This window comes from Plantactinospora sp. B24E8 (assembly GCF_039871735.1).
Lineage (GTDB): Bacteria > Actinomycetota > Actinomycetes > Mycobacteriales > Micromonosporaceae > Plantactinospora.
Map to the genome: position 1 here is coordinate 320,636 of NZ_JBDPMH010000005.1, position 24,940 is coordinate 345,575.

24 protein-coding genes and 1 pseudogene are annotated in these 24,940 nt (G+C 71.3%); 10 read left to right on the forward strand and 15 right to left on the reverse strand.

Going from position 1 to position 24,940, the window contains the following annotated elements; genetic code table 11:
* Positions 1-740: 740 nt before the first annotated feature.
* Entirely contained in the window at positions 741-1,955 is a 1,215-nt protein-coding gene (locus ABGB21_RS11560) for a MerR family transcriptional regulator (protein ID WP_347677676.1), read from the forward strand.
* A gap of 47 nt (positions 1,956-2,002) precedes the next feature.
* Here the strand turns inward: ABGB21_RS11560 and ABGB21_RS11565 are convergent, their stop codons facing one another.
* Positions 2,003-2,416, reverse strand: a complete 414-nt coding sequence (locus ABGB21_RS11565) for a VOC family protein (RefSeq protein WP_347657607.1) — start codon at positions 2,414-2,416, stop codon at positions 2,003-2,005.
* Positions 2,417-2,551: 135 nt separating this feature from the next.
* On the opposite strand from ABGB21_RS11565, the gene ABGB21_RS11570 reads away from it, so the two are divergent.
* Both ABGB21_RS11570 and ABGB21_RS11575 read left to right on the forward strand, forming a co-directional pair.
* Positions 2,552-3,508 (forward strand): L,D-transpeptidase, encoded by a 957-nt coding sequence (locus ABGB21_RS11570; RefSeq protein ID WP_347677678.1) that lies wholly within the window; start codon positions 2,552-2,554, stop codon positions 3,506-3,508.
* A gap of 125 nt (positions 3,509-3,633) precedes the next feature.
* Positions 3,634-6,123: a hypothetical protein gene (locus ABGB21_RS11575; protein WP_347677680.1), complete on the forward strand. Its 2,490-nt coding sequence runs from the start codon at positions 3,634-3,636 to the stop codon at positions 6,121-6,123.
* Here the strand turns inward: ABGB21_RS11575 and ABGB21_RS11580 are convergent.
* The 4 genes from ABGB21_RS11580 to ABGB21_RS11595 all read right to left on the reverse strand — a co-directional run bounded on the left by ABGB21_RS11580 (position 6,096) and on the right by ABGB21_RS11595 (position 8,814).
* Positions 6,096-6,944 carry an inositol monophosphatase family protein gene (locus ABGB21_RS11580; RefSeq protein ID WP_347657603.1) on the reverse strand — a complete coding sequence of 283 codons (849 nt, stop codon included), beginning with the start codon at positions 6,942-6,944 and terminating at the stop codon, positions 6,096-6,098. The genes ABGB21_RS11575 and ABGB21_RS11580 overlap by 28 nt on opposite strands.
* Positions 6,945-7,023: 79 nt before the next feature.
* Positions 7,024-7,464 carry a hypothetical protein gene (locus ABGB21_RS11585; RefSeq protein ID WP_347657602.1) on the reverse strand — a complete coding sequence of 147 codons (441 nt, stop codon included), beginning with the start codon at positions 7,462-7,464 and terminating at the stop codon, positions 7,024-7,026.
* Positions 7,465-7,531: 67 nt separating this feature from the next.
* Positions 7,532-8,563, reverse strand: coding sequence for a hypothetical protein (locus ABGB21_RS11590; protein WP_347677682.1), 1,032 nt, complete (start codon positions 8,561-8,563; stop codon positions 7,532-7,534).
* Positions 8,560-8,814 (reverse strand): hypothetical protein, encoded by a 255-nt coding sequence (locus ABGB21_RS11595; RefSeq protein ID WP_347657600.1) that lies wholly within the window; start codon positions 8,812-8,814, stop codon positions 8,560-8,562. The genes ABGB21_RS11590 and ABGB21_RS11595 overlap by 4 nt, the downstream gene beginning before the upstream one ends.
* 370 nt (positions 8,815-9,184) lie before the next feature.
* Here ABGB21_RS11595 and ABGB21_RS11600 point away from each other — a divergent pair, with 370 nt between their 5' ends.
* Positions 9,185-10,045: a helix-turn-helix transcriptional regulator gene (locus ABGB21_RS11600; protein WP_347677684.1), complete on the forward strand. Its 861-nt coding sequence runs from the start codon at positions 9,185-9,187 to the stop codon at positions 10,043-10,045.
* Positions 10,045-10,269, forward strand: coding sequence for a DUF397 domain-containing protein (locus tag ABGB21_RS11605; protein ID WP_347657598.1), 225 nt, complete (start codon positions 10,045-10,047; stop codon positions 10,267-10,269). The genes ABGB21_RS11600 and ABGB21_RS11605 overlap by 1 nt, the downstream gene beginning before the upstream one ends.
* Positions 10,270-10,375: 106 nt before the next feature.
* On the opposite strand, the gene ABGB21_RS11610 is transcribed toward ABGB21_RS11605, so the two are convergent.
* From ABGB21_RS11610 to ABGB21_RS11620, 3 genes are all read right to left on the reverse strand, one after another.
* Positions 10,376-10,885: an FBP domain-containing protein gene (locus tag ABGB21_RS11610; protein WP_347657597.1), complete on the reverse strand. Its 510-nt coding sequence runs from the start codon at positions 10,883-10,885 to the stop codon at positions 10,376-10,378.
* A gap of 121 nt (positions 10,886-11,006) precedes the next feature.
* Positions 11,007-11,453 (reverse strand): SitI3 family protein, encoded by a 447-nt coding sequence (locus tag ABGB21_RS11615; RefSeq protein WP_347657596.1) that lies wholly within the window; start codon positions 11,451-11,453, stop codon positions 11,007-11,009.
* 47 nt (positions 11,454-11,500) lie between these two features.
* Positions 11,501-12,028, reverse strand: a complete 528-nt coding sequence (locus ABGB21_RS11620) for a DUF6244 family protein (RefSeq protein WP_347657595.1) — start codon at positions 12,026-12,028, stop codon at positions 11,501-11,503.
* Between the two features lie 366 nt (positions 12,029-12,394).
* On the opposite strand from ABGB21_RS11620, the gene ABGB21_RS11625 reads away from it, so the two are divergent.
* From ABGB21_RS11625 to ABGB21_RS11635, 3 genes are all read left to right on the forward strand, one after another.
* A complete protein-coding gene (locus ABGB21_RS11625; RefSeq protein ID WP_347657594.1) occupies positions 12,395-12,928 on the forward strand; it encodes a hypothetical protein in 534 nt (177 codons plus the stop codon).
* A 152-nt stretch (positions 12,929-13,080) separates the two neighbouring features.
* Positions 13,081-13,467 (forward strand): VOC family protein, encoded by a 387-nt coding sequence (locus ABGB21_RS11630; protein WP_347657593.1) that lies wholly within the window; start codon positions 13,081-13,083, stop codon positions 13,465-13,467.
* A 111-nt stretch (positions 13,468-13,578) separates the two neighbouring features.
* A complete protein-coding gene (locus tag ABGB21_RS11635; protein ID WP_347657592.1) occupies positions 13,579-14,220 on the forward strand; it encodes a GNAT family N-acetyltransferase in 642 nt (213 codons plus the stop codon).
* Between the two features lie 65 nt (positions 14,221-14,285).
* Here the strand turns inward: ABGB21_RS11635 and ABGB21_RS11640 are convergent, their stop codons facing one another.
* Entirely contained in the window at positions 14,286-16,376 is a 2,091-nt protein-coding gene (locus ABGB21_RS11640; protein ID WP_347657591.1) for a prolyl oligopeptidase family serine peptidase, read from the reverse strand.
* Positions 16,377-16,467: 91 nt separating this feature from the next.
* On the opposite strand from ABGB21_RS11640, the gene ABGB21_RS11645 reads away from it, so the two are divergent.
* The gene (locus ABGB21_RS11645) at positions 16,468-18,297 is read left to right on the forward strand and encodes a copper resistance protein CopC (RefSeq protein WP_347677686.1); all 1,830 of its coding nucleotides are present in this window, start codon (positions 16,468-16,470) and stop codon (positions 18,295-18,297) included.
* Positions 18,298-18,586: 289 nt separating this feature from the next.
* A pseudogene (locus ABGB21_RS11650) lies at positions 18,587-18,817 on the forward strand (SLC13 family permease); the annotation flags it as partial.
* Positions 18,818-18,934: 117 nt separating this feature from the next.
* Here the strand turns inward: ABGB21_RS11650 and ABGB21_RS11655 are convergent.
* The 6 genes from ABGB21_RS11655 to ABGB21_RS11680 form a co-directional block, all read right to left on the reverse strand.
* Positions 18,935-19,564 carry a response regulator transcription factor gene (locus ABGB21_RS11655; protein ID WP_347657589.1) on the reverse strand — a complete coding sequence of 210 codons (630 nt, stop codon included), beginning with the start codon at positions 19,562-19,564 and terminating at the stop codon, positions 18,935-18,937.
* A gap of 43 nt (positions 19,565-19,607) precedes the next feature.
* A complete protein-coding gene (locus tag ABGB21_RS11660) occupies positions 19,608-20,807 on the reverse strand; it encodes a histidine kinase (RefSeq protein WP_347657588.1) in 1,200 nt (399 codons plus the stop codon).
* Between the two features lie 125 nt (positions 20,808-20,932).
* Positions 20,933-21,709: an ABC transporter permease gene (locus ABGB21_RS11665; RefSeq protein WP_347677688.1), complete on the reverse strand. Its 777-nt coding sequence runs from the start codon at positions 21,707-21,709 to the stop codon at positions 20,933-20,935.
* Positions 21,706-22,701 carry an ABC transporter ATP-binding protein gene (locus ABGB21_RS11670; protein WP_347657586.1) on the reverse strand — a complete coding sequence of 332 codons (996 nt, stop codon included), beginning with the start codon at positions 22,699-22,701 and terminating at the stop codon, positions 21,706-21,708. The genes ABGB21_RS11665 and ABGB21_RS11670 overlap by 4 nt, the downstream gene beginning before the upstream one ends.
* Positions 22,702-22,859: 158 nt before the next feature.
* Positions 22,860-23,489 (reverse strand): MBL fold metallo-hydrolase, encoded by a 630-nt coding sequence (locus tag ABGB21_RS11675; protein WP_347677690.1) that lies wholly within the window; start codon positions 23,487-23,489, stop codon positions 22,860-22,862.
* Positions 23,489-24,577: an S-(hydroxymethyl)mycothiol dehydrogenase gene (locus ABGB21_RS11680; protein ID WP_347657584.1), complete on the reverse strand. Its 1,089-nt coding sequence runs from the start codon at positions 24,575-24,577 to the stop codon at positions 23,489-23,491. The genes ABGB21_RS11675 and ABGB21_RS11680 overlap by 1 nt, the downstream gene beginning before the upstream one ends.
* Between the last annotated feature and the right edge of the window lie 363 nt (positions 24,578-24,940).

Genomic DNA, 24,940 nt, shown 5'->3' on the forward strand with positions numbered 1-24,940 from the left:
CCCCTTGCGGACGAGCCGGATTCACCCGGTCGCGGCGGAAGCTGACGGCCCGGACAACCACCCCGCCGGCCTCGAACGGACGGCGTCGGCCAAGCGGTGTACCGGACAGGGCCGGCTGGGCTGAGCCGGCTGGGCTGAGCCGGCTGGGCTGCGTGGGGCTCGACCGGGTAGGGCCGTGCCAGGTGGGGCCGGCTGGGCCGGGCGAGGTTGGTCCGCCGGATGGGCGACGGCACTGGTGTCGAGTGGGGAGGTCACCTGGATGGCCTGGCTGACCGGGGGTGTGCTGACGGTGGCGGCGGTAGCCGTCGGAATCTTGACCCGCCGCCGGTCACGACCCAGGTCGTACGCGATCACGATAGATCGACCGCCGTCGGAGCTGGCACCGGACGGCCGGCTTCCCCCAGCTGTCGCGAGTCTGGGCGCCGGGGTGGCGGTCACCGTACGACCGGCGGCGGACGGCCGGAGCACCGAGCTGCGGGTCCGGCTTCGCGAGGGCGAACCGGGCGTGTTCGCCGTACTGTCGGCCTGGCTCACCGGTGAAGACCGGCACACGGCGGTCCGGTCCGCCCTCTGGCAGGCCAAACAACTGGCCGAGGCGGGTGGGGGCGGGCCATTACCCGAAACGTCACGCGGACGGAGGCGGTGCCCCGCCCGGGGCTGACCATGATCTGAGCGGTACGGCCCTTACCCTGGCGCATTGGGGGACGTACCGCTCGGATCGTCACCGGCCGGACCGGCGGTTGACCCTCGACCTGGTCGAGGGGGCAGAATCGCCGGATGTGGAGGCCGGAGACGAACTGCTGAGCATCGGCGAGATGGCCCGGGCCAGCGGCCTGACGGTCAGCGCCCTGCGGTTCTACGACGGCGCCGGTGTGCTGGCACCCGCCCTGGTCGACCCGGCCACCGGCTACCGCTGGTACGCCACCCGCCAACTTCCGGATGCCCGCCTGCTGGCCGGACTGCGCCGGATCGGCATGCCGCTCGCCGACCTGGGCCGACTGCTCGACCTGCGCGGATCGGACCCGATCGCCGCGTCGACCCTGCTCGACGCCCACCTGCGCCGCCTCGAGGACGGACTCGCCGACGCCCGTCGGGAGATCACCCGACTGCGTACGCTCCTGCTCGACCCGGTGCCGGACGGCACGCCGCACCCTCCGGCGGAACCCCGGCGGGTGGGCTTCCGGGTCGGGCTCACCGTGCCGGGCGCGGAGCTGGCGGCGGCGGTCGACGCGGTCCGGTTCGCCGCCCGGCTGAATCCGGCCCTGCCGGTGCTCGGCGGTGTCTGGTTCGAGGCCGACGGGCACGTGCTGCGGCTGATCGCCACCGACCGGTACCGGATGGCGGTCGCCGAACTCGACGGCGTGCCGACCCGTGACGGCCCCCGACGGGCGGTGATCGCCCCGGTCGGTTTTGTCGACGAGGCCCGCGCGTTGCTGGCTGAGTCGGACGATCCGACCACCGGTGGGCCGACGACCGTCAGCCTCGGTACCGACCGGATCAGCCTGCACGCCCGGGGACGCCGGATCACCGCCACCCCACTCGACGACGAGGTCCCGGACTACCGGCGACTGCTCCGGGAGGCGGCCGACGACCCGGCAGGCCGGCGGGTCGCCGTCGACGCGTCCCGCCTGCGATCCTGGCTGGCCACCGCGCCGGCCCGGACGGTGGTACGCCCGGGCGACGGCGCCCGGTGCGCGGTCAGTGTCCTCTCCGTCGACTCCACCGGCGAACTCACCGTCGGCGACGGTCCGGCCGAACGGGTCGCCGAGCCCGACGTGCTACGGATCGGGGTGAACCGGGAGTTCCTGCTCGACGCCCTCGACGCGCTGGAGGCCGGGGACGCCACCGGCGGCGGACAACTGCTGCTCGACCTGAACGGGCCGATCCGTCCGCTGGCGGTACGCCTGGCCGGCAACGATCGCGCCTTCTCGATCCTGATGCCGGTCCAACTCTGAGCCGCCGTCGCACACCGTCGGGCTTCCGGATGGCATGACGGCGGCGATCACTCCCCCAGTTCGCCCAGTTCGGTGAAGAGCGTCAGCTGCAGGTGTCCGGGTGTGGTCAACCGGGAGTTCAGCGAGTTCCACGGCGTCCGTCGCGGCTCGGCGAGCACCGTCGCCCCGGCGTCGGCCAGGGTCGCGGTCGTGGTCGCCGCGTCGTCGACCTCGATCGCGACCCGGAGGTGTCCGGCGACCCGCCGCCCCACCTCCACCTCGTCGATGTACTCGGCGTGGCCGGGATCCGTGATCTCCAGGGTGGCCCGGCCCGCGTCGAGGATGACCACCCGGCCGTCCGGTGACGAGAAGGCGCCGCGCTCGGGCAGGCCGAGAACGTCCCGGTAGAACCGGACCGCCTCGTCGTAGTCGGTCGCGGTGACCACGAGCCGGAGTTGGCGGACGGCAGGTCGATCGGTCATCGTCCCAGTCTGCCAGCCGTACCGGGCCGCGCTCGGACCGTACGGCGCGCCATCCGCCCGGTCACCCGGGGGCGTCGGGGACACGCATGCGGACGATTGACAGGCCGGGACAGTCAAGACACTTAGAGTAACTACATGGGTTCTGTCCGGTTCAATCCGTTTGCTCCCGGTCGGGTACGCCGCCGGATCGGTGTCGTGGCGCTCGCCGTACTCGGTGGGCTGCTCGCCACCGCGCTGGTGCTGGGCGGCGTGCCGGATCCCCGACGGACGGCCGGGCCCACCCCCGGCGGCGGCGAACCGGGACCGCCCACGGTGGGTCCGAGTTCGACGGCCGGCGCCGTACTCCCCGCCGACCCACCGCCGCTGCCGGCACCTCCGCCCCCGGCCAACCTGCCGGTGATCGACTACGGGCCGGCGCCGCGCGGTTTCCCGGCCGACCCGGATCCGATGTCGACGGTACGGCTCGACGAGGGCCTGCGGCCGATCCGGCGGGTCGCCGCGTACGACGCGCCCGGTGGCCGTCCCCGCGCCTGGCTCGCCCCGACGATCAGCGGCGTCCCGGTCACCATGCCGATCGTCGAACGCCGCTCCGGCTGGGTCGCGGTGCTCCTGCCGTCGGCGAACCGGACCATCGGTTGGGTGCCGCCCGGCACCTGGACCACCACGGCCCTGCCCGACCTGGTCGTCGTCGACCGGGGCGGTCGGCGGCTGCACTGGTACCGGGACAACCGGCTGGTCGACTCGTGGCCGGTCAGCGTCGGCGCCGGGGCCACCCCGACCCCGCTGGGTCGTACCTTCATCCTCGGCCGATCATCCCTGCCCGGCCGGGTGTACGCGGACACCGAGGTCTTCGCGCTCGGTGCCGTACCGGACGACCCGGAGTCGGTGCCGACCGGGCTGCGCGGCGCGCACATCGGACTGCACGCCTGGTACCGCGACGCCCACCTGGGCCGGGCGAACAGCAACGGCTGTGTCCGGATCACCCGGCGGGCGCAGCAGCGGCTGCTCGCAGAGTTGGATCCCGGCACCGAACTGCTGGTGCTCGACCGGTTCACCGCCCCCGCCCGGCTGCCCGGACCACCCGCCGTCTGAGCGTCCGCCGCCCCTGGCGCCCGTGCTCCGTGCGGTGATCGTCATGCCGAGGTCGCTGCGGCCTGTTCGTCACGTCGGGCCGTGGCGCCGCTGGCGGGTTACGCCATATCGTCGTCACGCACAGCATGTCCACCGACGCCGAGGGTGGTGCCAGATATGCTCACGCCGATCTCTACAGGATGGCTCTTGTCCCGGTCGCCCGTTGGCGAGTAGCGACCATGGCACAGGTGGGCCCCGACGGTCCTTCCTCGTACGTCTCCCGCGACAGATCCGCCATGTACAACGCGCCAGGCGGCTCGATCACGGTCAACCAGCTTGATCCCGCCTCCCGGGACCTGCCGGCACCGCGCCAGCTGCCGAATCCGCCGCTCTACTTCGTCAACCGGGACGCCGAACTGGATGCCCTCCGTCGAGTGGCCGGGGGCCGCCCCGCGCCCCGACCCGCCGTCGTGGCCGTGCTGTCAGGCCCCGCCGGTACCGGCAAGACCGGTCTCGCGTTGCACTGGGCACACCAGGTCGCCAACAGTTACCCGGATGGCCACTTCTTTCGCGACCTACGTGGTCACGGACCCGGCCCGGGCGACAGTCCGGTTCCGCCGGAAGAGGTGCTGGCGGACTGGCTCTACGACGGCTGGGGGTTGCGGAGCGTCGACATCCCCGCGTCACTGCCCGGCAGAGCGGGACTGTTCCGCAGCAGAACCACGGGTCGACGCGTCCTGGTGGTCCTCGACAATGTCACGGACGCCGACCAGGTGCGTCCGCTCATTCCGGCAACCGGATCCAGCCTGGTGCTCGTAACCAGCCGCAACCAGTTGCACGGTCTGCTCAGTGACGGCGCCGAGTCCATACCCGTCGACGAACTCTCCCGCGAGAACGCCATCCAACTGTTGCGCGCCCGGGTCGGCGTGCGGGTCGACGAGGAGCCGGCCGCGGCCGAACTGCTCGCCCGCTACTGTGCATACCTGCCCCTGACCCTGCACACCACCGCCGCACGTCTTGTCAACGAACCCCGCAGCTCGATAGCCGGTCAGGTGCGTCGGCTGGCTGACGAACAACGACGACTACACCGTCTGGGCCATCCCGACGACCGGAAGACCAACGTGGAAGCGGTGTTCTCGGTGTCGTATCAGACCCTGCCTCCGGCAGCCCAGCGACTGTTCCGGCTGTTGGGCCTACATCCGGCAGCCGGCGAAACTGCCGGGATCTACTCGATCTCCCGGCTCGCCGGGGTGGATCTCGACACGGCGGAGGATCTCCTCGAACTCCTGCTGCGCGAGAACCTGATCGGCAGAACCGGCGACCGCTACCACAGCCGGCACGACCTGCTCCAGTTGTACGCCAGGCACCTGGTCGACCAGCCCGAACACGCGGCCGAACGACGGGCGGCGTTCGACCGGCTCACCGTCGCCTACCACGGCTGCGTCAACCATGCCTTCGACCAGGTCAACCAGGCAAATCCGATGGTGGACTCCGAATTCCTCGCGCAGTGGCGCGACCGGGACCCGGCGGGGGTTGCCTCGGTCGAGACCGCCGCGAACCCGGCCGTCTGGTTCGCGGAGGAGCGCCCCAACCTCCTCGCGCTCGTTCGCTCACTGAACGCCATCGAGCCACCGCTGCCGATGACGCCACGGCTGGCCTGCGCACTCTTCTACTTCCTGGAGACGGGCGGGCACATCGCCGACTGGATCGAGGTGGAGAAGATCGCGGCGCGCGTCGCCTTCGACCATGGTGACCGTCATGACCAGGCGCGGTCTCTCCGGAACAGAGGCCGGATCAACCTGGTAGAAATGCAGCACGATCGGCACCGACGGGACGAGGCCGCCGTCACCGGTCCGGCAGCCAGCGGCACCTACCTCGACGCCATCGACATGTTGGAGCGCAGCCGGGACCTCTACCAGGCCGGGTACGCCGAGCATGGTCAACGGCGCGATCTGGCCGGTAAGGCCACGACGCTACGCGAACTTGCCGACCTTTACCGGTTGCGGGCCGACACCGGAGCGGCTGACATGATCGAAAAGGCCATCGAGGCCTATCGGGCGGCCGAAGACGCCTATACGCAGCTCGGCAACAACAACGGTCTCGCCTCGCTGCGGTTGGCACTCGGTATGGCGTACGCCCAGAAAGGGGATGTCATCGCGCTGGAACGGGCGGAATCGTACACCCGCGCCAGCCTCCTCTACAGCCGCGAGCCCAACCAGCATGGACGTCCTCGCCATCCCCGCCTGAAGGGCTACGCGCTACGTCATCTCGGCGACCTGCATCTTCGGAAGGGAGACCTGCCGAACGCGCTTTCCTGCTTCGACGAGGCGATCGCCACCTTCGACGCGGCCAGTGATCTCATCAGTCAGGGCCGGACCCTGCTCCATCGTGGTCAGGTGCTGACCGATCATTGCCAGACGCTCAGGTCAGCCGGCGACCGGGAGGGGGCGCGCCTGGCGCTCGCCGAGGCACAGGCGTCACTCACCAGGGCCAGAGAGCTCCTCGTCACGCAGCCGCACGATGTGGAACTCGTCGGCGACAGCCTCGTGCGGCTCGCTGCCACGGCCCGCCTGATCGGCGACGCCGCCACCGGGACCGCCCCGGAGAGTCAACCGGACGACCAGGTGAGGAACTGATCGACGAGCGCCGGGGTGGCCACGAGGGTACTGGGAAACGTGGGTTCGGCGGTGCCGAGGTCCAGATCGACGATCGGCCGGTCCCGCCCCTGGCCGTCACAGACCCTCAGTTGGGCGGTCTGCGCCAGACACATGCCCGCCGCACCGTCCCACACCTTCTGCGCCTCCCGATAAAAGAGCGCGAACGGCGACAGCTGGGCGCCGGTCTCTGCGGAGAGGTCGACACAGGTCCGCACCATGTCCAGCGTCTGCGACGTGGTACGGGTCTTGAGTTCGAAGCCGGCCCCGGACATGAACCGCTCCCAGGGTCGCGGGGGGAGGCTGGAACTCCGGGTGACCGAGGCCCGCCGTGGACCCGGCGACGGAACGACCCGACCGGCTCGACCATTCACCTCGATCGGCGCTCCTCGACCGGCCACCCGTACGCAGACAGTGGAGCCACCGACCCCGATCTGTGGCGCGACCACCAGCGCCGCCACCGGTCGCCGTTGCTCCAACAGGCAGACGACGCTGCAATACTCACGCCGATCCGGTCGGACAAATTCGGCGGTGCCGTCGATGGGGTCGACGATCCACACGCGTCTCGCGTCGACCCGGCTGTTCCCCGGCGGCTTGTCGCTTTCCTCGGCCACGATGACCGCGTCGGGGTCATGGGCCCGGATACGGGCCACGATGTGCTCCTGGACCGCGATGTCCGCCTCCGAGAGCAGCGTCTGGTCGGCCTTTGCGGAGACGACAAGAGTGTCGAGTCGGGACCGGTAGCCGAGAAGCAGCGGTGGCAGGGACTCTGCCAGTTCGTCCCACAGTCTTCCGGCGTCCACTCTGGGGATCATACGGGCAGCGCTCCGACCTGACCGGCCGTGACGTGTCGACCCGCCGGCCGCAGCGGCACCTGGGAGGTCAGGCCGTCCGGCGGGCTGGGTCGTGGTGGTGTGTGACGGTGATCGATCCGCCTGGTGAGTTGTACTGGGTCGCACTGTCCCGGGCGACGAAGGTGTTCACCTGGACCTGCTGCGTGGCAGGCAGCTGGGTTCGCGCCTGGTCGACCCAGACGCGCAGCTCCTCGGCCGCCTCCGGGTACTCGTCGAGGAGGTCGGTCAGCCGCTGCTGCCAGGCCACCGCCAGCCGCTCGCGGACCTCCGCCCGCCGTTCCTCCGGTGCCTGCTCGATTTCGGCAACGGTCTGGCTCACCCATCGTTCGGCGGCTGCCTGGCGGCGTTCTCCGCCGCGTCCGAACAACCGCACCAGTCCGCCCCGGGCGGACTGCCAGGCTTCGGTGGTGGCCAGGTTCACGAGTGTCGGACCGGCAAGCGACACCAGCGGCGTCAACCATTCGAGCATGACCGCGCCTCCCTACTTCCGACGCGACGGTGCCGGTGATGCGAAGCGTTGGCAAGTCCAGGATCGACTATCCGTCACCGGATCTCGTCGACAAAACGTCCGACCGGGTCGAAATCGGCCGCAATGGCGTGGGGTCGGGGTCGAACCGCTCTGGCAGGTGCGGCTGGCGGTCGGTCGGGGCGTACCGGAGCAGGATGGGATGACCGGCCTGCTGGGCGGCGAGCCGGGCCAGGACCGGCACCGGGTCGGTGACCTGGTACGGCACCGGAGTGACCGGTACGACGACCGGGATGTCCGGGTCGACCGGCACCGTCTCGGCCAGGACCAGGTCCAGCTGTGCGAGACAGTCGGCGACCGCCACCTGCACCGTGGGGTGGATCGGCAGCAGGGCCGGCGCGGTGCCGGCGGAGAAAGTGACGCCCCACCCCTCGGCCGGTCGCGGCGCCGATCCGGTGGGGGCGTCGGGTCGACGGCGCAGCATCGTCACCGAGACGGTGAGGCCGAGCCCGAGACCGAGCCGGACCAGGTTCGCCAGCGGCGGCACCGCCGCCGGTTCGGCGGCGGACGAGCCGCCGAGGTACACCTGCCACGGGATACGCGGCCAGCCGGCGAGCACTGCCGCCTCCAGCTCGCGACGGCGTGCCAGCGGCAGCTCGGGCCGCCACCAAGACGGAAGCGGTAGGTCCTGCCCGACCGGCCGCCGTCCCGCTGCGGCACCGTGGTCGACGCTGTCGACGCCGACCGTGGCGGCCAGGTCGCGGAGCAGGTCGGTCAGGGGCAGCACCCAGCCACCGTCCGGGTTCCGGCACGGGGCCACCGATCCCGGTACGACCTCGCGGGAGGCGACCGTGCCGGTGTCGACGTTCGCCACGGTGAGCACGAGTTGGGCGCGGCGGCGACCGTATCCGCAACAGGTCAGGCAGGCGAGCGCCTCGCTGCCCGTACCGTCGCAGAGCTGGCAGTCGCGGCGCGGAGCCGGCACCCGCCCACCGGCGATCGGGAACGGGCCACGATTGTCGCGGCAGCGGCAGGGCAGCAGCCGGAGCGTGCTGCCCTGGCAGGCCGGGCAGGCGACGGTGGCCGTCGGTGTCCCGGTCATCGCCGCACCGCTGCGCAGTCGCCCGAGTGCTCGGCCCGGAGTACGCAGCGCCGCCGGTCGCCGAGCAGCCGGTCGCAGAAGATCCGGTGCCGGACGCCCTGGTTGTCCTCCTCGGAGACGGTGGTCTCCGGGATGTCGAGCTGGGTGAGGAACTCCAGGGACCGGCCGGCGGTCCGGGCGAAGAGCTTGGCGGCGTCCAGACCGGCGGCGGTGAACGGCAGGTGGAGCACAAACCGCTGCGGCTCACTCATGCGTCGACCTCTTTCCTGTCGCTGAATGTGGAAGGGGCGGCCCGTCCGGAGGGCGTCGGTCGGACAGGCCGCCCCGCCCTGCCACCGCAGCCTCGATCGGCGGGTACGGCAGCAGGGACACCTGGTTTTGAGCACGCGTCGGGGCAGATCGGCCGGTTCGCCGGCCGATCGAGAAATCCGTTGTATTGCGGGGTCGCGCGGATGGTCCCGCCGTGCTAAACACCTGTGGTACGACGGTTATCGGCATAACGGCACAGCTGGCGACAACCCCCTTTCGATCACTTCTCCTGCCGACAGGTTGTCAGGCGACACCGGGCGGGAGTAACCGTTCCCGGTCGCCTTTCCGATCCCGTGTGAAGGGGACGTGACGATGGCTCACCGGCCGTTCATTCGTACGCTGCGGGCCCAGTGGCTTGGTCAGCGACTCCGTGAGTTACGTGAGCAGCGCGGCATGCCCCTGGAACTGGTCGCCGAACACCTGGACCGGGACCGCTCGGCACTCGGCCGGTACGAACGGGCCGAGTGGCCGATCCAACGGCACGACGTGCTCGCCCTGCTCGACCTCTACGGCTTCCACCGCGCCTCGGAACGCGCCCAGCTGCTCGCACTCGCCGAGGAGGTCTGGCGCACCGACCGCTGGACCGAGAACTACGGCGACGTGGTCGACGCGTCCTTCATCGACTTTCCCTGGCTGGAATCCCGGGCGAACGTCGTCTGCTCGTACCACGCGATGGTCGTCCCGGGCCTCTTCCAACTCCGCGAGTACGCCGATCTCGTCATCCGGTGTATCGAAGGGGCCAATGCCACCGAGGAGAAAATGACGCGATGGCTGGACCTTCGGATGGAGCGGAAACGGGTGCTCGATGATCCGAACGGTCCCCGATTCGAAACGATCATTGACGAGGCGGCCCTGCGCCGCCTCGTCGGAGGCCGGGCACTCCAACGCGCACAGCTCGCCCATGTCCTTGAGATCGCACAGCGCTCGAAGGTCGAGGTGAGGGTCCTGCCCACCAAGATCTGGCTGCATCCTGGGCTCGACGGGTCCTTCTGGCTGTTCAGGATGCCCCGGCCCTATCCGGAGGTGGCCTACCTGGAGAGTCGTGCCGGCCAGATGTACTTCGAGCAGCCCAAGTCCGGCGGCTACCTCGACGCGTACGATCGCCTTCGCAAGGTCGCACTCGACTCCCGGGAGTCAGCGAAGTTAATCATGACGATCGCAGAGGAACTGTGATGGATGAAGCCCTTCCGCCGGTGGCCTGGCACATCAGCACCCGAAGTGCCGACACCGGTGGCAGCTGTGTCGAGGCTGGGCCACTGCTCGACGGGTCGGGGCGGGTGGCGCTGCGGCACAGCAAGACGCCGGAGGCCGCGACCATCGTCTACACCCGCGCCGAGTGGGACGCCTTTGTCGCCGGGGTCAAGGACGGCGAGTTCGACTTCACCGATCCGGCCTGACGGACCTCGGGCAGAAACGGAAAAGCCCCGTCGTTCTCGCTGGGAACGACGGGGCGTGATCTTCTGCCGGCCTGTCCGAGGCCGCATCTCGCGGCTGTCGCCTTCATCAGCCTGCGATGACCCGGCCGACGAAGGCGTTCAGGTTGGCCATCGTCCGGTCCACCCGCTCGTCCAGGGTGAGCGTTTCCTCCCGGCGGACCAGACGCATCTTCGGTTTGCGCCTGCCCCTCAGGTAGAGCGAACAGGCCAGGTCCGCGCAGACGTACTCGCCGACGGTGTTGCCCTGCCGTCCGGCGGCGCCGGCCAGCGGTGCCACGAACAGCGACACCCCCGACCCGCCGTGGTCGGTCAGACAGATCCGGCACATGCTCGACCGCATCGAATTGACCTTGCGGGTCTCCGGCCGACGCAGGACCAGACCGGTCGGACCGTCGTCGCCGGGTACGACCAGCAGCGCCCGCAACTCGGCACCCGGGTCGGTCCAGCCGAGGAAGTCCAGGTCAGCCCAGGGAACGCCGCCGTCGGCGAAGCCGGCCGGCATCCGGATCCGGCTCGCCTCGCCCTTGCTGCAGTTCACGAAGGATGACCGGATCGTCCGTTCATCGATTGGCTCCATGGGCGCGAAGCTAGCCGACCCGTCACCGCAGGTCACCCTCATTTCCGGCGCCCTGGGAGCGGCTCACCCGCCGCACGTGACCGTGGTCACCGCCGTCGACCTGCCCCGGACGCCTGACCACCTACCCGGGCAGAACCTTGCCGTACCTCTCGTCGTAGCCCTCACCGGCCTTGCTCTTGTGGATACTGCCGTTGACGCGGCTGAGCAGCAGCCAGTTGCCGTTCAACACCAGCGCGGCATCCTCTGTCCGGCCGTTCAGCACCCGGGCGACGGCCGCCAACATGTTGGGCACCCCCAGGTCCATCAGAGAATCTTTCCGCATATGGAAGTCGACGTCGACGTACGAGTCCGGTTCCCAGACCCATAAGGCACCATCGTCTTCGGCGTCGTAGTAGCCGGAGCTTCCGGATGTTATGTCGACAACGTATCCGCGCTCGTCGTAGAGCGCCGCCGTCAACATCCGTTCACCCCGCGACGTCGACGTCTCGACCGCCTCCGGCGCAGCAAGGGCCGCCACCTCGTCCAGTGGAATGTCCCCGGACAGCGTCAGTCGATAATCAATCGACACCCACACCACCCATCCTCGGTCTCGCCTGACGGATCCGCCGGGCCCGGTCAGTTTCCCGAGGCGCCCAGCTGTCGGGCCCGGACGATCGCCACGTCGGTGGACTGTCGGGCACTGCTCATCCGCTGCGTCAACGGCACCAGGACTTGGGTGATGTTCTGCAACGACGAGAGCATCGGCCCCGGCTGTCCACCCTGCAGGGTCACGGTGACCAGCCGCTGCGTCTTGTCGACCTGCTCGATCGTGGCGGACGCCGCCTCCCGGGCCCGGTCCAACCGTTCCTGCACGGGCGTCAGTCCGGCGATCGACTCCTGCGGCGAACCCTCCTGCGGGACCGCCGCCGTCGCCTTGGCCGCCTCGCCGATCAGACCACCGAGGTTGCCGAGCCTGCCCTGGATCTCGGCGATCGCCTGCTGCACAGCCAGCATGCCGGTCGCCACCGCGACAAAACCGGCGCCGGCCGCCTGGCGGGCCACCTCCTCCGCCTGCCGGCCCGCCGCAGCGGCCTGACCCTGCGCCTGCTCCACCCCTGCGGTGAGCGCACCCAGCTCAGTAGCGATCTCCTCGACCTGAGACACCTGACCGACCTCACTCGAATCCGTTGCAGATGGGTGATCCAACGCTACGGCATGGGCCGGTCGGCTCCGGTATGCGATCAACGCGGACTTCGGTGTCGAATCAGGTCAGTCGTCACAGCCTCAGCCGTCACCGGCCCGGTCCAGGTCGTAGATGTCGCGGCCGATCACCCGCACCGGTCCCTGGACGTACGTCGGGCCGTCACGCTGCCAGACGGCCGCTGGACGTACCGGACTGCTGAGCCGATCGGACCCGCAGGTCAGCCGTGATCCCCGGCCGATCCGCCGTACCCGAACGATTCCTGAACCGGACCCGAAGCCGGCCGACCAGGATGAATCGGTTGCGATCACCGAAATCGGGGAGGACAGATGCGTACCTGGACTGGGAGGCGGCCGGTGCTGCTCGGCGCGGTGCTCGGCCTCACCCTGCTGGGCGGGGTGACGGCGTGCGGTGACGACCCGGCCCCGACCGTCGGCTCCGACGGCGGCACCAGCAACGGCGGCGCCACGCCGAGCGGCGACCGGGCCGAACCGGGAGCACCGGCCGGCGGTACCGGCAGCCTGAGCATCACCGCCGACGGCAGGAAGTACCGCTTCGTCACCGACGACTGCTCGACCATCGAGGTGCCGACGAAACTCTTCTCGCTGAGCACCGAGGATGCCAGCATCGAAATGTCCCTGCCGTTCGCGCCCGGCCCGTTCGACCAGGACAGCGACGGGGCGACGGTGCCGCTGACGCTCGGCGGCGCGGACGAGACCTACCAGACGGTGGCGTTCACCGGTGAGCGGAGCGAGAGCGGCGACCGGACGTCGGGTTCGCTGAAGGGTACGGCGAAGCACGCCATCACCGGCTCCGAGGTCGATTTCAGCCTCGACTTCGAGTGTCCGCTGACCCGGGGCTGACCCGGCGGCGCCCCGGCTGACCGACAGCGGCTGACCGACGGCGACTGATTGGCGGCTGATCGGCGGCCGCCGGACAGCGGCCCGTCACCGGATGGTGGCGCGAGCCATCCGGCACGCGGTGCACTGTCCGGCCCCGTTGGTACGGTCGCACCGTGTCCAGGTTCCGATCACCGCAGGTCATCCTGTTCAGCCAGAACGTCTCCCGGGCGGCCGACTTCTACCGCCGGCTCGGCTTCACCGAGACGTTCCGGGTGCCCACCAGGGGCGAGCCGATTCACGTGGACCTTGTCCTCGACGGTTACCGGATCGGCATCGCCTCGGTCGACTCCAGCCGCACCGACCACGGCCTGGACCCGGTGCCGGAGGGCCAGCGGGCGGCCGTCATCCTCTGGACCGACGACACCCCTGCCGCGTACGCCTCGGTCACCGCCGACGGGGCACCCGCCCTGGCGGCACCGCACAGGTGGCTCGACCGGCTGTTGATCGCCTGGACCGCCGATCCGGACGGCAACCCGATCCAGATCGTCCAGTCGCTGTGATCGTGATCCGGGGCGCCGACCAGCGTCGATTGACGAGATCATGATGGGCAATCAGGCCGTTGACCTGCAAGAATGTCGGCCCAGAGGGCGTCGACCGGGAAGTTGACCGAGATGGTGACGATTCGCGCGATCGCCGACGGTGATCAAGCTGAGCTCCGTGGGCTGTTCGGTCGGGCCTGCGCCGACGCTCCGTCCGCCTCCCTGTGGGGGCACGAGGAATCGGAAGCCGCCATCTACCTGGACCCGTACCTGCGGCTGCACCCGGGCTCGCTCTTCGTCGCCGTGGCCGACGGGGCGCTGGTGGGTTACCTCGCCGGCTGTCTCGACAGCTCGACGCTTCCCAGCGAGGGCAAACGGATGGAGCAGGCCATCCGGAGGCACCGGCTGGTGCTCCGCCCCCGGCCCGCGGCCTTCCTCGCCCGGGCCATGGTCGACCTCGTGGTGGCCACCGCCCGGAGAGAGTCGACCGCCGGCAGTTTCGAGGATCCCCGGTGGCCGGCGCACCTGCACATCAACCTGGCCCCGGCGGCCCGGGGCACCGGCGCCGCCGCCGGGCTGATGACCAGGTGGTTCGACCGGCTCAGCGAGACCGGCACCCCCGGCTGCCACCTGCAGACCCTGGTCGAGAACACCCGCGCGGTGCGGTTCTTCGAACGGATGGGTTTTGTCAGGCACGGCCCGACTCCGCCGGTCCCCGGCACCCGCAGCGGCGGCCGGCGACTCCACCAGCAGACGATGGTGTGGAACCCCTGACCCCGTGACCGGGCGACCGGGACGGTAAGGGACAGCACGGGACGGACCGCCGGGTGACGACGGCGTCAGCCGGTCAGGCGCCGCCAGAGGAAGGTCAGCATCAACGCCCACTTGAACGCCAACTGGGCGTTGTCGGCGGCGGCCCCGTGCCCGCCCTCGACGTTCTCGTAGTAGGAGACGTCGTGGCCGTACCGGCGCAACCGGGCCGCCATCTTCCGGGCGTGCCCGGGATGGACCCGGTCGTCGCGGGTCGAGGTGACCAGCAGGACCGGCGGATAGCGCCGGTCGGCCCGGACGTTGTGGTACGGCGAGTACCGGCGGAGGAACTCCCAGTCGGCCGGATCGTCCGGGTCACCGTACTCGGCCATCCACGAGGCGCCGGCCAGCAACCGGTGGTAGCGGCGCATGTCCAGCAGCGGCACCCGGGCCACCACCGCGCCGAACAGCTCCGGACAGCGGGTCAGCATCACCCCCATCAGCAGCCCGCCGTTGCTGCCGCCCTCGATGCCGAGCCGCGCCGGCACGGTGAAACCGCGCGCGACCAGGTCGGTCGCCACGGCGGCGAAGTCCTCGTACGCCCGGGGTCGGTTCTCCCGCAGCGCGGCCCGGTGCCAGCGCGGGCCGTACTCGCCACCGCCCCGGATGTTCGCCACCACGTAGCAGCCGCCCCGGGCCAGCCAACCCCGCCCGATGATGCCGCTGTAGGCGGGGGTCCAGGAGGCCTCGAAGCCGCCGTACCCGGTCAGCAGCGTCGGACCGCCGTCGTGCCCGGGCGGGCTGACCACGAAGTACGGCACCCGGGTCCCGTCGGCGGACCGGGCGAAGAGTTGCCGTACCTCCATGCCGGCCGCGTCGAAGAACGTCGGCTCCCGCTTCAGCGTCTCCACCCCTGCGCCGACCGTGCCGTGGTGCAGCGCCGTCGGCTCCAGAAAGCCGGTGCTGGCCAGCAGGTATTCGTCGTTGTACTCCGGGTTGGTGTCGACGACCGCGACGTGACGCCGCTCCCCCGCCGCCTCGGCCAGCCCGCCGGCCTCGCCAGCGGCAGCGGCGGCGGCTCCTGCGGGCCGGTCGGCCTCGTCGACCGGTAGCGGCGCCCGCCGCCAGCCGTCCGGGCTCGGGCTGAGTACCTCGATCCGGCTGCGGACGTCGACCAGGCTGCTCACGATCAGGTGGTTACGTGTCCACGCGTGCCCGCTCAGCGCGGTGTCCGCAGTGGGGGCGAAGACCACGGTGAGATCCCGCTCCCCGGCGAGAAACCGGTCCAGGTGGGTGACCAGCAGGGCGCCCGCTGGGTACGTCCGACCGGCCACCGACCAGTCCGAGCGGAGCTGGATCAGCAGCCACTCCCGGTGTACGTCGGTCTCGGCGTCCTCCGGTACGTCGATCCGGACCAGTCCGCCGTCACCGGTGCGGAGGAACTCCTCCCGACGGAAGAAGTCGAGCCGACGCCCGAGGAAGTCCCGGACGAAGCCGGGAGTGGGGTCATGTACGGCGTACACCGCGACGTCCCCGTCCCGGCCCTGGTGCACGACGGTGGCCTCGGCCAGCGGGGTGCCCCGCCGCCAGCGTTTCACCACCCGGGGATATCCGGAGGCGGTCAGCGAGCCGGGACCGAAGTCGGTGCCGACGTAGATGTGGTCCGCGTCGATCCAGCCGACGTCACTCTTCGCCTCCGGCAGCACAAAACCGTCGGTGACGAAGGTCCGGCTCTCCAGGTCGAACTCCCGTACCACCCGGGCGTCCGCACCGCCCCGGGCGAGCCGGACCAGACACCGTCGGTGCTCCGGGTGCTGTACGACGGCCCCCTGCCAGGTCCAGGGTTCGCCCTCCGCCTCGGCCAGCGCGTCGACGTCGAGCAACACCTGCCACTGCGGTTCCGCCCGGCGGTACTGCTCCAGCGTGGTGCGACGCCACAACCCACGGGGGTGGGCCTCGTCCTTCCAGAGGTTGTAGAGGTGTCCGCCGTCCCAGTACACGTACGGCACCCGGTCGGCGGCGTCGAGCACCTGCCGGAGCGCGGTACGCAGTTCGTCGAACGAGGGGGCGTCGGCCACGCCGGCGAGAGTCTCGGCGTTACGCGCCCGGACCCAGTCGGTTGCCGCCGGACCGGCCAGGTCCTCAAGCCATCGAAAATCGTCGTCGGAATTCGGAGGCACGGGCCGATTACTACCACACGGCGTCAACAATGTTACCGATCCGCCGGAGAACAGATTGAACCTCTCGGGCCGGTCGCCCGAACTATCCAAGGTGGCAGCGCTCCGGATCAACCGTTCTTCCACCCGTCACCGCGTAACCCGCTCCGGGACCCGACACCCCCGGCCGGCCGCACCGGCGGACGGCCTGGTCGGTGGACTGGTCGGCGGGCTGGTGATGGCGCTGGTCGCCGGGCTCGCCGGCCTGGCCGTGCTGATCGGCCCGGCGGAGCCGGCGGCGGCGCACGCCGCCGTGGTCGCCACGGTGCCGCAGCAGCGGTCCGTCCTGGGCTACTCCCCCACCGAGGTCACGGTCACCTTCAGCGAGCCGGTCGCCCTGCTGCCCGGCCGCGCCCAGGTCCTCGCCCCGGACGGTAAACGGATCAACGCCGGCGAGGCCAGCGTCCGGGGCGCCACGCTGCGGATCCCGATCCGGGTCGCCGACCGCCCGCTCGGCACCTACCTGGTCAGCTACCGGGTCATCTCCGCCGACAGTCACCCCGTCGCCGGCAGCTGGACCTTCTCCGTCGGGGCCGCCTCCGCCGGCCCGCCGGAACCGGCCGACGTCGGGGTGCAGCCGGTCGTCCGGGTCGCCGTCCCGGTCAGCAGATACCTCGGGTACGCCGGACTGGTCCTGGCCATCGGTCCGACCCTGCTACTGGCCCGGCTCTGGCCCCGCCGGCTCAGCCGACGCCGGGTGTCCCGGCTGGTCCGGGCCGGACTCGTCCTGCTCGGCGCCGGTACCCTGACCGGGCTCTGGGTGCAGGCGCCGTACACCAGTGGCGCCGGACTGTTCGACGTCTCCACCACCGAACTCACCCAGGTGCTGAACTCCGACTTCGGCCTGGCGACGACCGCCCGACTCGGCATCCTGCTCCTGGTCGCGATCCTGCTGGCCCCGGTACTCCGCCTCGGCACGCGGCCGCAGCCCACCACGCCCGGCGGCCCCACCGACACCTCGCCGCAGCCCACCATCCCGTCCGGGCGGGACGTCGGGCGGTGGCGGGGCCTTCTGCTGCTCCTGTTCACCCTGGCCGGACTGGCCACCTGGCCGCTGGCCGGGCACGCCGCCGCCGCACCGGTGCCGCTGGCCAGCGGACTGGCGAACGTCGTGCACCTGGCCGCCATGTCGGTCTGGCTCGGCGGTCTGGTGGCGATCTGCGCAGCCCTGCTGCCGGCGGCCCACCCCCGCGTCCTGGGCGTGATCCTGCCGGTCTGGTCCCGGTGGGCGACGCTCGCCGTACTCTGGCTCGTCATCGGCGGTGGCGTGTTGGCGGTGGTCGAGGTCGGTGCCGTGGGCCAGCTGACCGGTACGGACTACGGGCGGCTGCTGCTGGTGAAGCTGGGCCTGCTGATCCTGCTGCTGATCGCCGCCGGGTACGCCCGCCGCGCGGTCCGACGGTGGGGCCGGGGCTTTTCCGCCACCGGAAGCCTCACCGTGATGCGCCGGATGGTCGCGGTCGAGGTGACGCTCGGGCTGGTGGTGCTCGGGGTCAGCGCGGTGCTGGTGCAGACCACTCCGGCCCGCAACGCCGGGATCGAGGCGACGGTGGCGGCCTCGGACGGTTTCGCCCAGACCCTCGACTCCCCGCTCTACACGCTGCAGTTCGACGTCTATCCGGTGCAACTCGGCGACGCCAACACCGTGCACGCGTACGTCTACACCCCGGACGGCGCCCCGTTACCGGTGGTGGAGTGGACGGTCAGCACCGCCCTGCCCGCGCGGGGTATCGAACCGACCGAGACACCGATGCTCGGGATCAGCCCGCACCACGCGGTCGGGGCGCTGAGCTTCCCGGTCCCCGGCGACTGGGAACTGCGGTTCACCGTACGGCTCTCCGAGGTCGACCAGGCGACGGTGCGGACCGTCGTACCGGTGCGCTGACGGCGGTACTCAGGGTTCGACCAGGCCGGCCCGGATCGCGTACCGGGTCAGGTCGATCCGGTCCCGCATCCGGGGGGTCAGGATGCTGTCCGGCAGCCGCTCCCCCTGCCGGTCGCCGTGCAGGTAGTCGCGGATCAGCGCGGTGACCGCGCCCGGATAGCGAAACGGCTCGCCGCGCATCGCGGCCCGGCACGCCTCCAGCAGGTCACGGTCGGCGACCGACTTGAGCACGTACCCGGAGGCGCCGGCCCGCAGCGCCTCCCCGGCGCAGCCGTACCTGATCGCCGAGGTGCTGGCCAGCAACATCGGTGGCGCGGCGACGCTGATCGGTGACCCGCCGAACATCATCATCGGGGCGCGGGCCGGGCTGACCTTCACCGACTTCCTGGTGCACATCGACCCGTCGGTCATCGCCATGGTCGGCGCCGGGGTGATGCTGCTGGTCTCCAGACTCGACGTGTCGGACGTGCTGGAGGAGGCGGAGTGGCCGGCGCTGGTCTTCTTCATGGGCCTGTTCGTGATGGTCGGCGGCCTGGTGCACACCGGCGTCATCGGGGCGATCGGCACCTGGGCGATCGACGACCCGGCCGGGGCGGGTCGAGCGGCGTCGGTGCGACGCGGGGTGGGCCGAGCAGGGTCAGTGCGGGTCGCCGAGGAGCCAGCCACGCTCCTCGGCGACCCGGACCGCCTCGGCCCGGGTCCGTGCCCCGGTCTTGCCGATCGCGGCGGAGAGATGGTTGCGGACCGTGCCCTCGGACAGGTGCAGCCGGCGGGCGAGGTCGGCGGCGGTACCTCCGCCCCGGGCCGCCCGGAGCACCTCGGTCTCCCGGCCGGTCAGCGGGCTCTCCCCACTGGCCAGGGTCTCCGCCGCCAGGGTCGGGTCGACCACCCGCAGCCCGGCATACACCCGACGAACCGCGTCGGCGAGCTGCCGGGCCGGGGTGTCCTTGACGACAAAACCGCCCGCGCCGGCCTCCATCGCCAACCGCAGGTAGCCGGGGCGGCCGAAGGTGGTGACCACCAGCACCCGGCACCCGGGCAGCTCGGCCCGGAGCAGGGCGGTGACGGCTATCCCGTCCAGACCGGGCATCTCGACGTCGAGCAGTGCGACGTCGGGCCGGGCACGGTGGGCCGCCGCCAGCACCTCGTCACCCCGACCGACCTCGGCGACCACGGTCAGGTCCGGCTCCAGCGAGAGCAGCGCGGCCAACGCACCCCGGACCAGCGCCTGGTCGTCGGCGAGCAACAGTCGGATCGGCGCCGTCACGACGCCCACCTCCGGACCGCCGGCAACAGCCGGATCGGCGCCGTCACGACGCCGGCTCCCGGAAGCTGAGCAGCAGCCGGAACCCCTCGCGATTGACGCCCCGGCCGACGACCAGCCGGGCGCCGGCCTGTTCGGCCCGTTCCCGGAGTCCGAGCAGTCCGTGGCCGGAGGCACCGTCGGAGCACGCCGCGACCGGGCCGCGACCGTCGTCGCGTACCTCGATCTCGTCGGGCCGGATCCGGACGACGCAGCGTCGCGCGCAACTGTGTCGTACCACGTTGGTCACCCCTTCCCGCACCGCCCAGGCGAAGAGTTCGCCCCGGCCGGGCCGCAGCGTGGGTACGGCGTCCGGCAACTCGGCCGCGATGCCCGCGGCCCGTAGCGCCGTTCCGGCGCTGGCCAGTTCGGTGGCGAGGGTGATCTCACGGTACGCCCCGACGGTGGACCGGACGTCGGCGAGTGCCTGCCGGGCCAGCCGTTCGAGGTCCGCCACCTCGGCACCGGCCCGGGCAGGGTTGACCTCGAGCAGCCGTCCGGCGAGTTCCGCCTTGACCGTGATGACGGTCAGCGAGTGGCCGAGGATGTCGTGCAGGTCCCGGGCGGTCCGGGCCCGTTCCTCGGCGACCGCCAGCCGGCGGATCTCCTGCTGGGCGTCGAGCAGCCGGGCCTGCCGGTCCACCAGTCGACTGAAGCCGAAGACCGCGACCCCGGCGAGCAGTACGGAGAGTGCCACCCCGGTCTCCGGTTCCCAGGCGGGGACGAAGTGTGGCGCGACGATCGGCACCGCGGCCAGGACGGCGACCAGGGCCAGGGCCGCGCTGGTCGGCAGCAGCAGGGTCGCCGCGGCCGAGAGGTAGACCAGGGTGACCAGCCAGTCGCCGCCGGCCGCCGGGATGGTCAGGGTGCCGACGACGAAGAGCCCGACCAGGGCCGCCACCGCCTGGCGCAGCGGGATGCGCTCCCGTTGCCAGACCGCCCGGCGGAGCCAGCCGAACAGGGCCACGTAGCCGGCACCGAAGACGACCAGCGCGACGAGCCCGAGGACCCGCGCCGGCCCGGGCGGGTGCGCCCAGACGGTGCCGAACGGCTGCCCCAGGTAGACCAGCCACACCACGGCGACCAGCCATCCGAGCCGGCCGCGACCCGCGCCGATCCCCAGGCTGGCCCGGAGTTCGGCTCCGGACCGGCGGCGTCCCCGACCGGTGCCGGTGCCGGTGTCGCCGTCGGCCGCCTGCTGGGTCACACCGGTCACGCTATCCGGGTGCTTCCGAGCGGCCGGTCGAATCGGTGTCGGGGTGGCTCCGGTCACCACCGTGCCCGACCGGCCCGACGAGGCCGTCGGACCGGTCGGGTCGCCGGGATCGGCGGTCATACCCGGGTGGTGTCCCGGCGGAACAGCCGGCTGGCCCCGAAACCGAAGGCGACCGTCCAGAGCACCAGGTTGAGTACGGCACCGGCGCTGACCCCGTCGCCGGTCAGCGGGGCCCGGGCCAGTTCGCCCACCCCGTACACCGGGGTGAACCTGGCGATCTCCTGCATCACGTGCGGCAGGACCTCCAGCGGAACGAAGAGGCCGCCGAACATCGCCAGGATGGCCAGGATCGGTCCGAGGAACTGCATCACGTTCTCGGCCGGGGCGAGATAGCCGACGAAGAGGCCGAAGGCGGCGAAGACCAGCGAGCCGAGCCAGGCGGCCAGTCCGGCGAGCAGCCAGACGTGGGCCGGCATCCGTACCCCGGACGCGGCACCGACGACAAACTCGACAAGCACCGCGAGCAGCCCGAGCGCCATCGCGGTGAGGACCTTGGTGGCGACGTACGCGGCGGGGCGCAGCGGGGTCAGCCGGATTTGCCGGCTCCACCCCTGGGCCCGTTCCACCGCGACCATGCCGCCGCCGCTGGTGGTGGCGACCATGGCGCCGTACACCGCAAGGCTGATCATGATGTACGCGGTGACCTGGGCACCGTTGTCCAGCAGCTGTCCCTTGTTCGGCAGGCCGAAGAGCAGGAAGAAGACCGCCGGCATGATCAGGGTGAAGACGAGGGTACGGCGGTTCCGCAGCACCCGGCGGATCTCCATGATCAGATTCGCGGTGCTGAACCCGCCGAGCGGCGGACGGCGCCGGTCGATCGCGGTCGTGGTCATCGCAGACTCCCCTGCAGGCCGTCGCTCACCGCACCGGCCGTGGTGCCGGTGCCGGTCGTGGTGTGGTTGCCGGTCGTGTTGCCGGCGTCGGCGCCCGCGGTGCCGGCGTCGGTGGTGAGGGCCAGGAAGGCGTCCTCGAGGTTGCGGGCGGTGATCTCCAGATCCCGTGCCGCCGTCTGGGTCAGCAGGTAACGGGCCACCACGTCGGAGTCCCCGGCCTGCACCAGCACGGTGTCGCCGCGCACCTCGACCGACTCCACGCCGGGCAGCCCGGCCAGCACCACCTGGTCGGCGCCGGGCAGGGTGGCCCGGACCTGGCGACCGGAGGCCAGGTTCTTCACCTGCGCGGTGGTGCCGTCGGCGACGATCCGCCCCTGCCGGATCAGCACGATCCGGTCGGCGTACGCGTCGGCCTCCTCCAGGTAGTGGGTGGCGAACAGGACGGTACGGCCGTCCCGGGCGTCCCGGCGGATCGCGGTCCAGAAGTCCCGGCGTCCCTCGACGTCCATCCCGGTCGTCGGCTCGTCGAGCACCATCAGGTCCGGATCGGGCAGCAGCGCCATCGCGAACCGCAGTCGCTGCTGCTGGCCGCCCGAGCACTTCCCCACCCGACGGCCGGCGATGTCGGTGATCCCGGCCCGGTCCAGCACCTCGGCGACCGGGCGGGAGTGCGGGTAGAAGTTGGCGGTCATCTGGACCGTCTCGGCGACGGTCATGTCCTTCAACAGGCCGCCGGTCTGCATCACGGCGGCGACCCGGCCGTACGCCACCGCGTCGGTCGGCGCCTGCCCGAAGACCCGTACGGTGCCGGCGGTCGGCCGGGCGAGCCCGAGCAGCATGTCGACCGTGGTGGTCTTGCCCGCACCGTTCGGGCCGAGGAAGGCCACCACCTCGCCGGGTTCGATGCGCAGACTCAGTCCGTCGACGGCGGTCACCGCGCCGTACCTCTTGGTCAGTCCGGTCAGTTCGACCGCTGGTGTACGTGTCTGCATGCCGGCAATGCTGCCGGCCGAGCGGATGGTGTGACCGGCTCGCGCGTCACGTCCTGACCATGACAATTGTCAGCCATGATCAGCAGCGGCCGGGGCGGGGCCGGGCAGCGGGCCGGCCCGGCAGCGACCCGGCCGGCCCCCTGGTCACCCCGGACAGCTCAGTGTCCCCGGGCCAGCCACTCGTCCAGGTGCGGCGCCTCGGCGCCGATGGTGGTGTCCGCGCCGTGCCCGGTGTGCACCACCGTCTCGGGAGGCAGGGTCAACAGCCGGTCCCGGATCGACCCGACGATGGTGCCGAAGTCACTGAACGACCGGCCGGTGGCGCCCGGTCCGCCCTGGAAGAGAGTGTCACCGGTGAAGACCGCACCGAGGTCCGCGACGTGGAAGGAGCAGGCGCCGGGGCTGTGCCCGGGCGTGTGCAGCACCCGCAGCACCGTCCCGGCGACGTCGATCAACTGCCCGTCGCGCAGCTCGCCACCGGGCGGGGTCTGCGGGTGCACCATGTCCCAGAGCACCCGGTCGGCCGGGTGCAGCAGCACCTCCGCTCCGGTCGCCCTGGCCAGGTCCGGCGCCACCCGTACGTGGTCGTCGTGCGCGTGGGTCGCCAGGATCGCGCGTACCCGCCGGCCGCCGACCAGCGTGACGATCGTGTCGACGTCGTGCGGCGCGTCGATGATGACGCACTCGGCGTCGTCCCCGACCAGCCAGACGTTGTTGTCGACGTCGAAGGTCTGCCCGTCGAGCGAGAAGGTGCCCGAGGTGACCCCGTGGTCGATCCGGGCCGCCATCAGAAGATCACCACAGACCGGAGTACGTCGCCGTGGTGCATCTTGCCGAACGCGTCCTCCACCTGGTCGAGGCTGATCTCCTCGCTGACGAACGCGTCGAGGTCGAGCCGGCCCTGCAGGTAGAGCGAGGTCAGCATCGGGAAGTCGCGGCTCGGCAGGCAGTCGCCGTACCAGCTGGACTTGAGCGCGCCGCCGCGGCCGAAGACGTCGATCAGCGGCAGGTCGGGCACCTTCATCTCCGGGGTCGGCACGCCGACCAGGACCACGGTGCCGGCCAGGTCGCGGGCGTAGAAGGCCTGCTTCCAGGTCTCCGGTCGACCGACCGCCTCGATCACCACGTCGGCGCCGAACCCGCCGGTGAGATCCCGGATCGCCTCGACCGGATCGGTTTCCCTGGCGTTGACCGTGTGGGTGGCGCCGAAGCCCTTTGCCCACTCCAGCTTCCGGGGGTCGGTGTCGACGGCGATGATCGTGGTCGCCCCGGCCAGCGCCGCACCGGCGACCGCGCCGTCGCCGACACCGCCGCAGCCGATGACCGCGACCGAGTCGCCCCGGGTCACCCCGCCGGTGTTCACCGCCGCGCCGAGCCCGGCCATCACCCCACAGCCGAGCAGCCCGACGGCGGCCGGTCGGGCCGCCGGATCCACCTTGGTGCACTGCCCGGCGTGGACGAGGGTCTTCTCCACGAAGGCGCCGATGCCGAGCGCCGGAGAGAGTTGTGTGCCGTCGGCCAGGGTCATCTTCTGCGTGGCGTTGTGGGTGGCGAAGCAGTACCACGGTTTGCCCCTGCGGCAGGCCCGGCAGGTGCCGCAGACCGCCCGCCAGTTGAGCACCACGAAGTCACCCGGCTCGACGTCGGTGACTCCCGCCCCGACCTGCTCCACGATGCCGGCGGCCTCGTGACCGAGCAGGAACGGGAAGTCGTCGTTGATGCCTCCCTCGCGGTAGTGCAGGTCCGTGTGGCAGACGCCGCACGCCTGCACCCGTACCACGGCCTCGCCCGGACCCGGGTCCGGTACGACAACCGTGGTCACCTCGACCGGAGCGCCCTTGGCCCGGGCGACAACCCCGCGCACTTCCTGGCTCACGCTGCCTCCTCACGATCCTGGATCAAGATCCGTCGTAGCTTGTCACGCTCGTCCCGACCGGCGCCGGGGCCACGCCGTACGTACCGCCGGCACCGGGCGACGCCGTCCGACCGGTCTGCGCCCGGCCGCGACCGATCAGCCGAAAGCGCACCAGGAAATCCGGCCGACCACAACCTCCGTTCTGTCCGACGGAACACTCCCGACCGGAGGCGAAAGGCGGACCGCCGGTGCCGGTGCGGGGGAACATCTCGCGGGCCGGCCCGGTTGTATCCCCCGTACGACCGCAGCAGCAGGCGACACCAGGTTGACCGGTGGGGCCGTTGCGCCCGGCTGGGTGTGGTGTCCGGTTTTCGGTCGTGATCA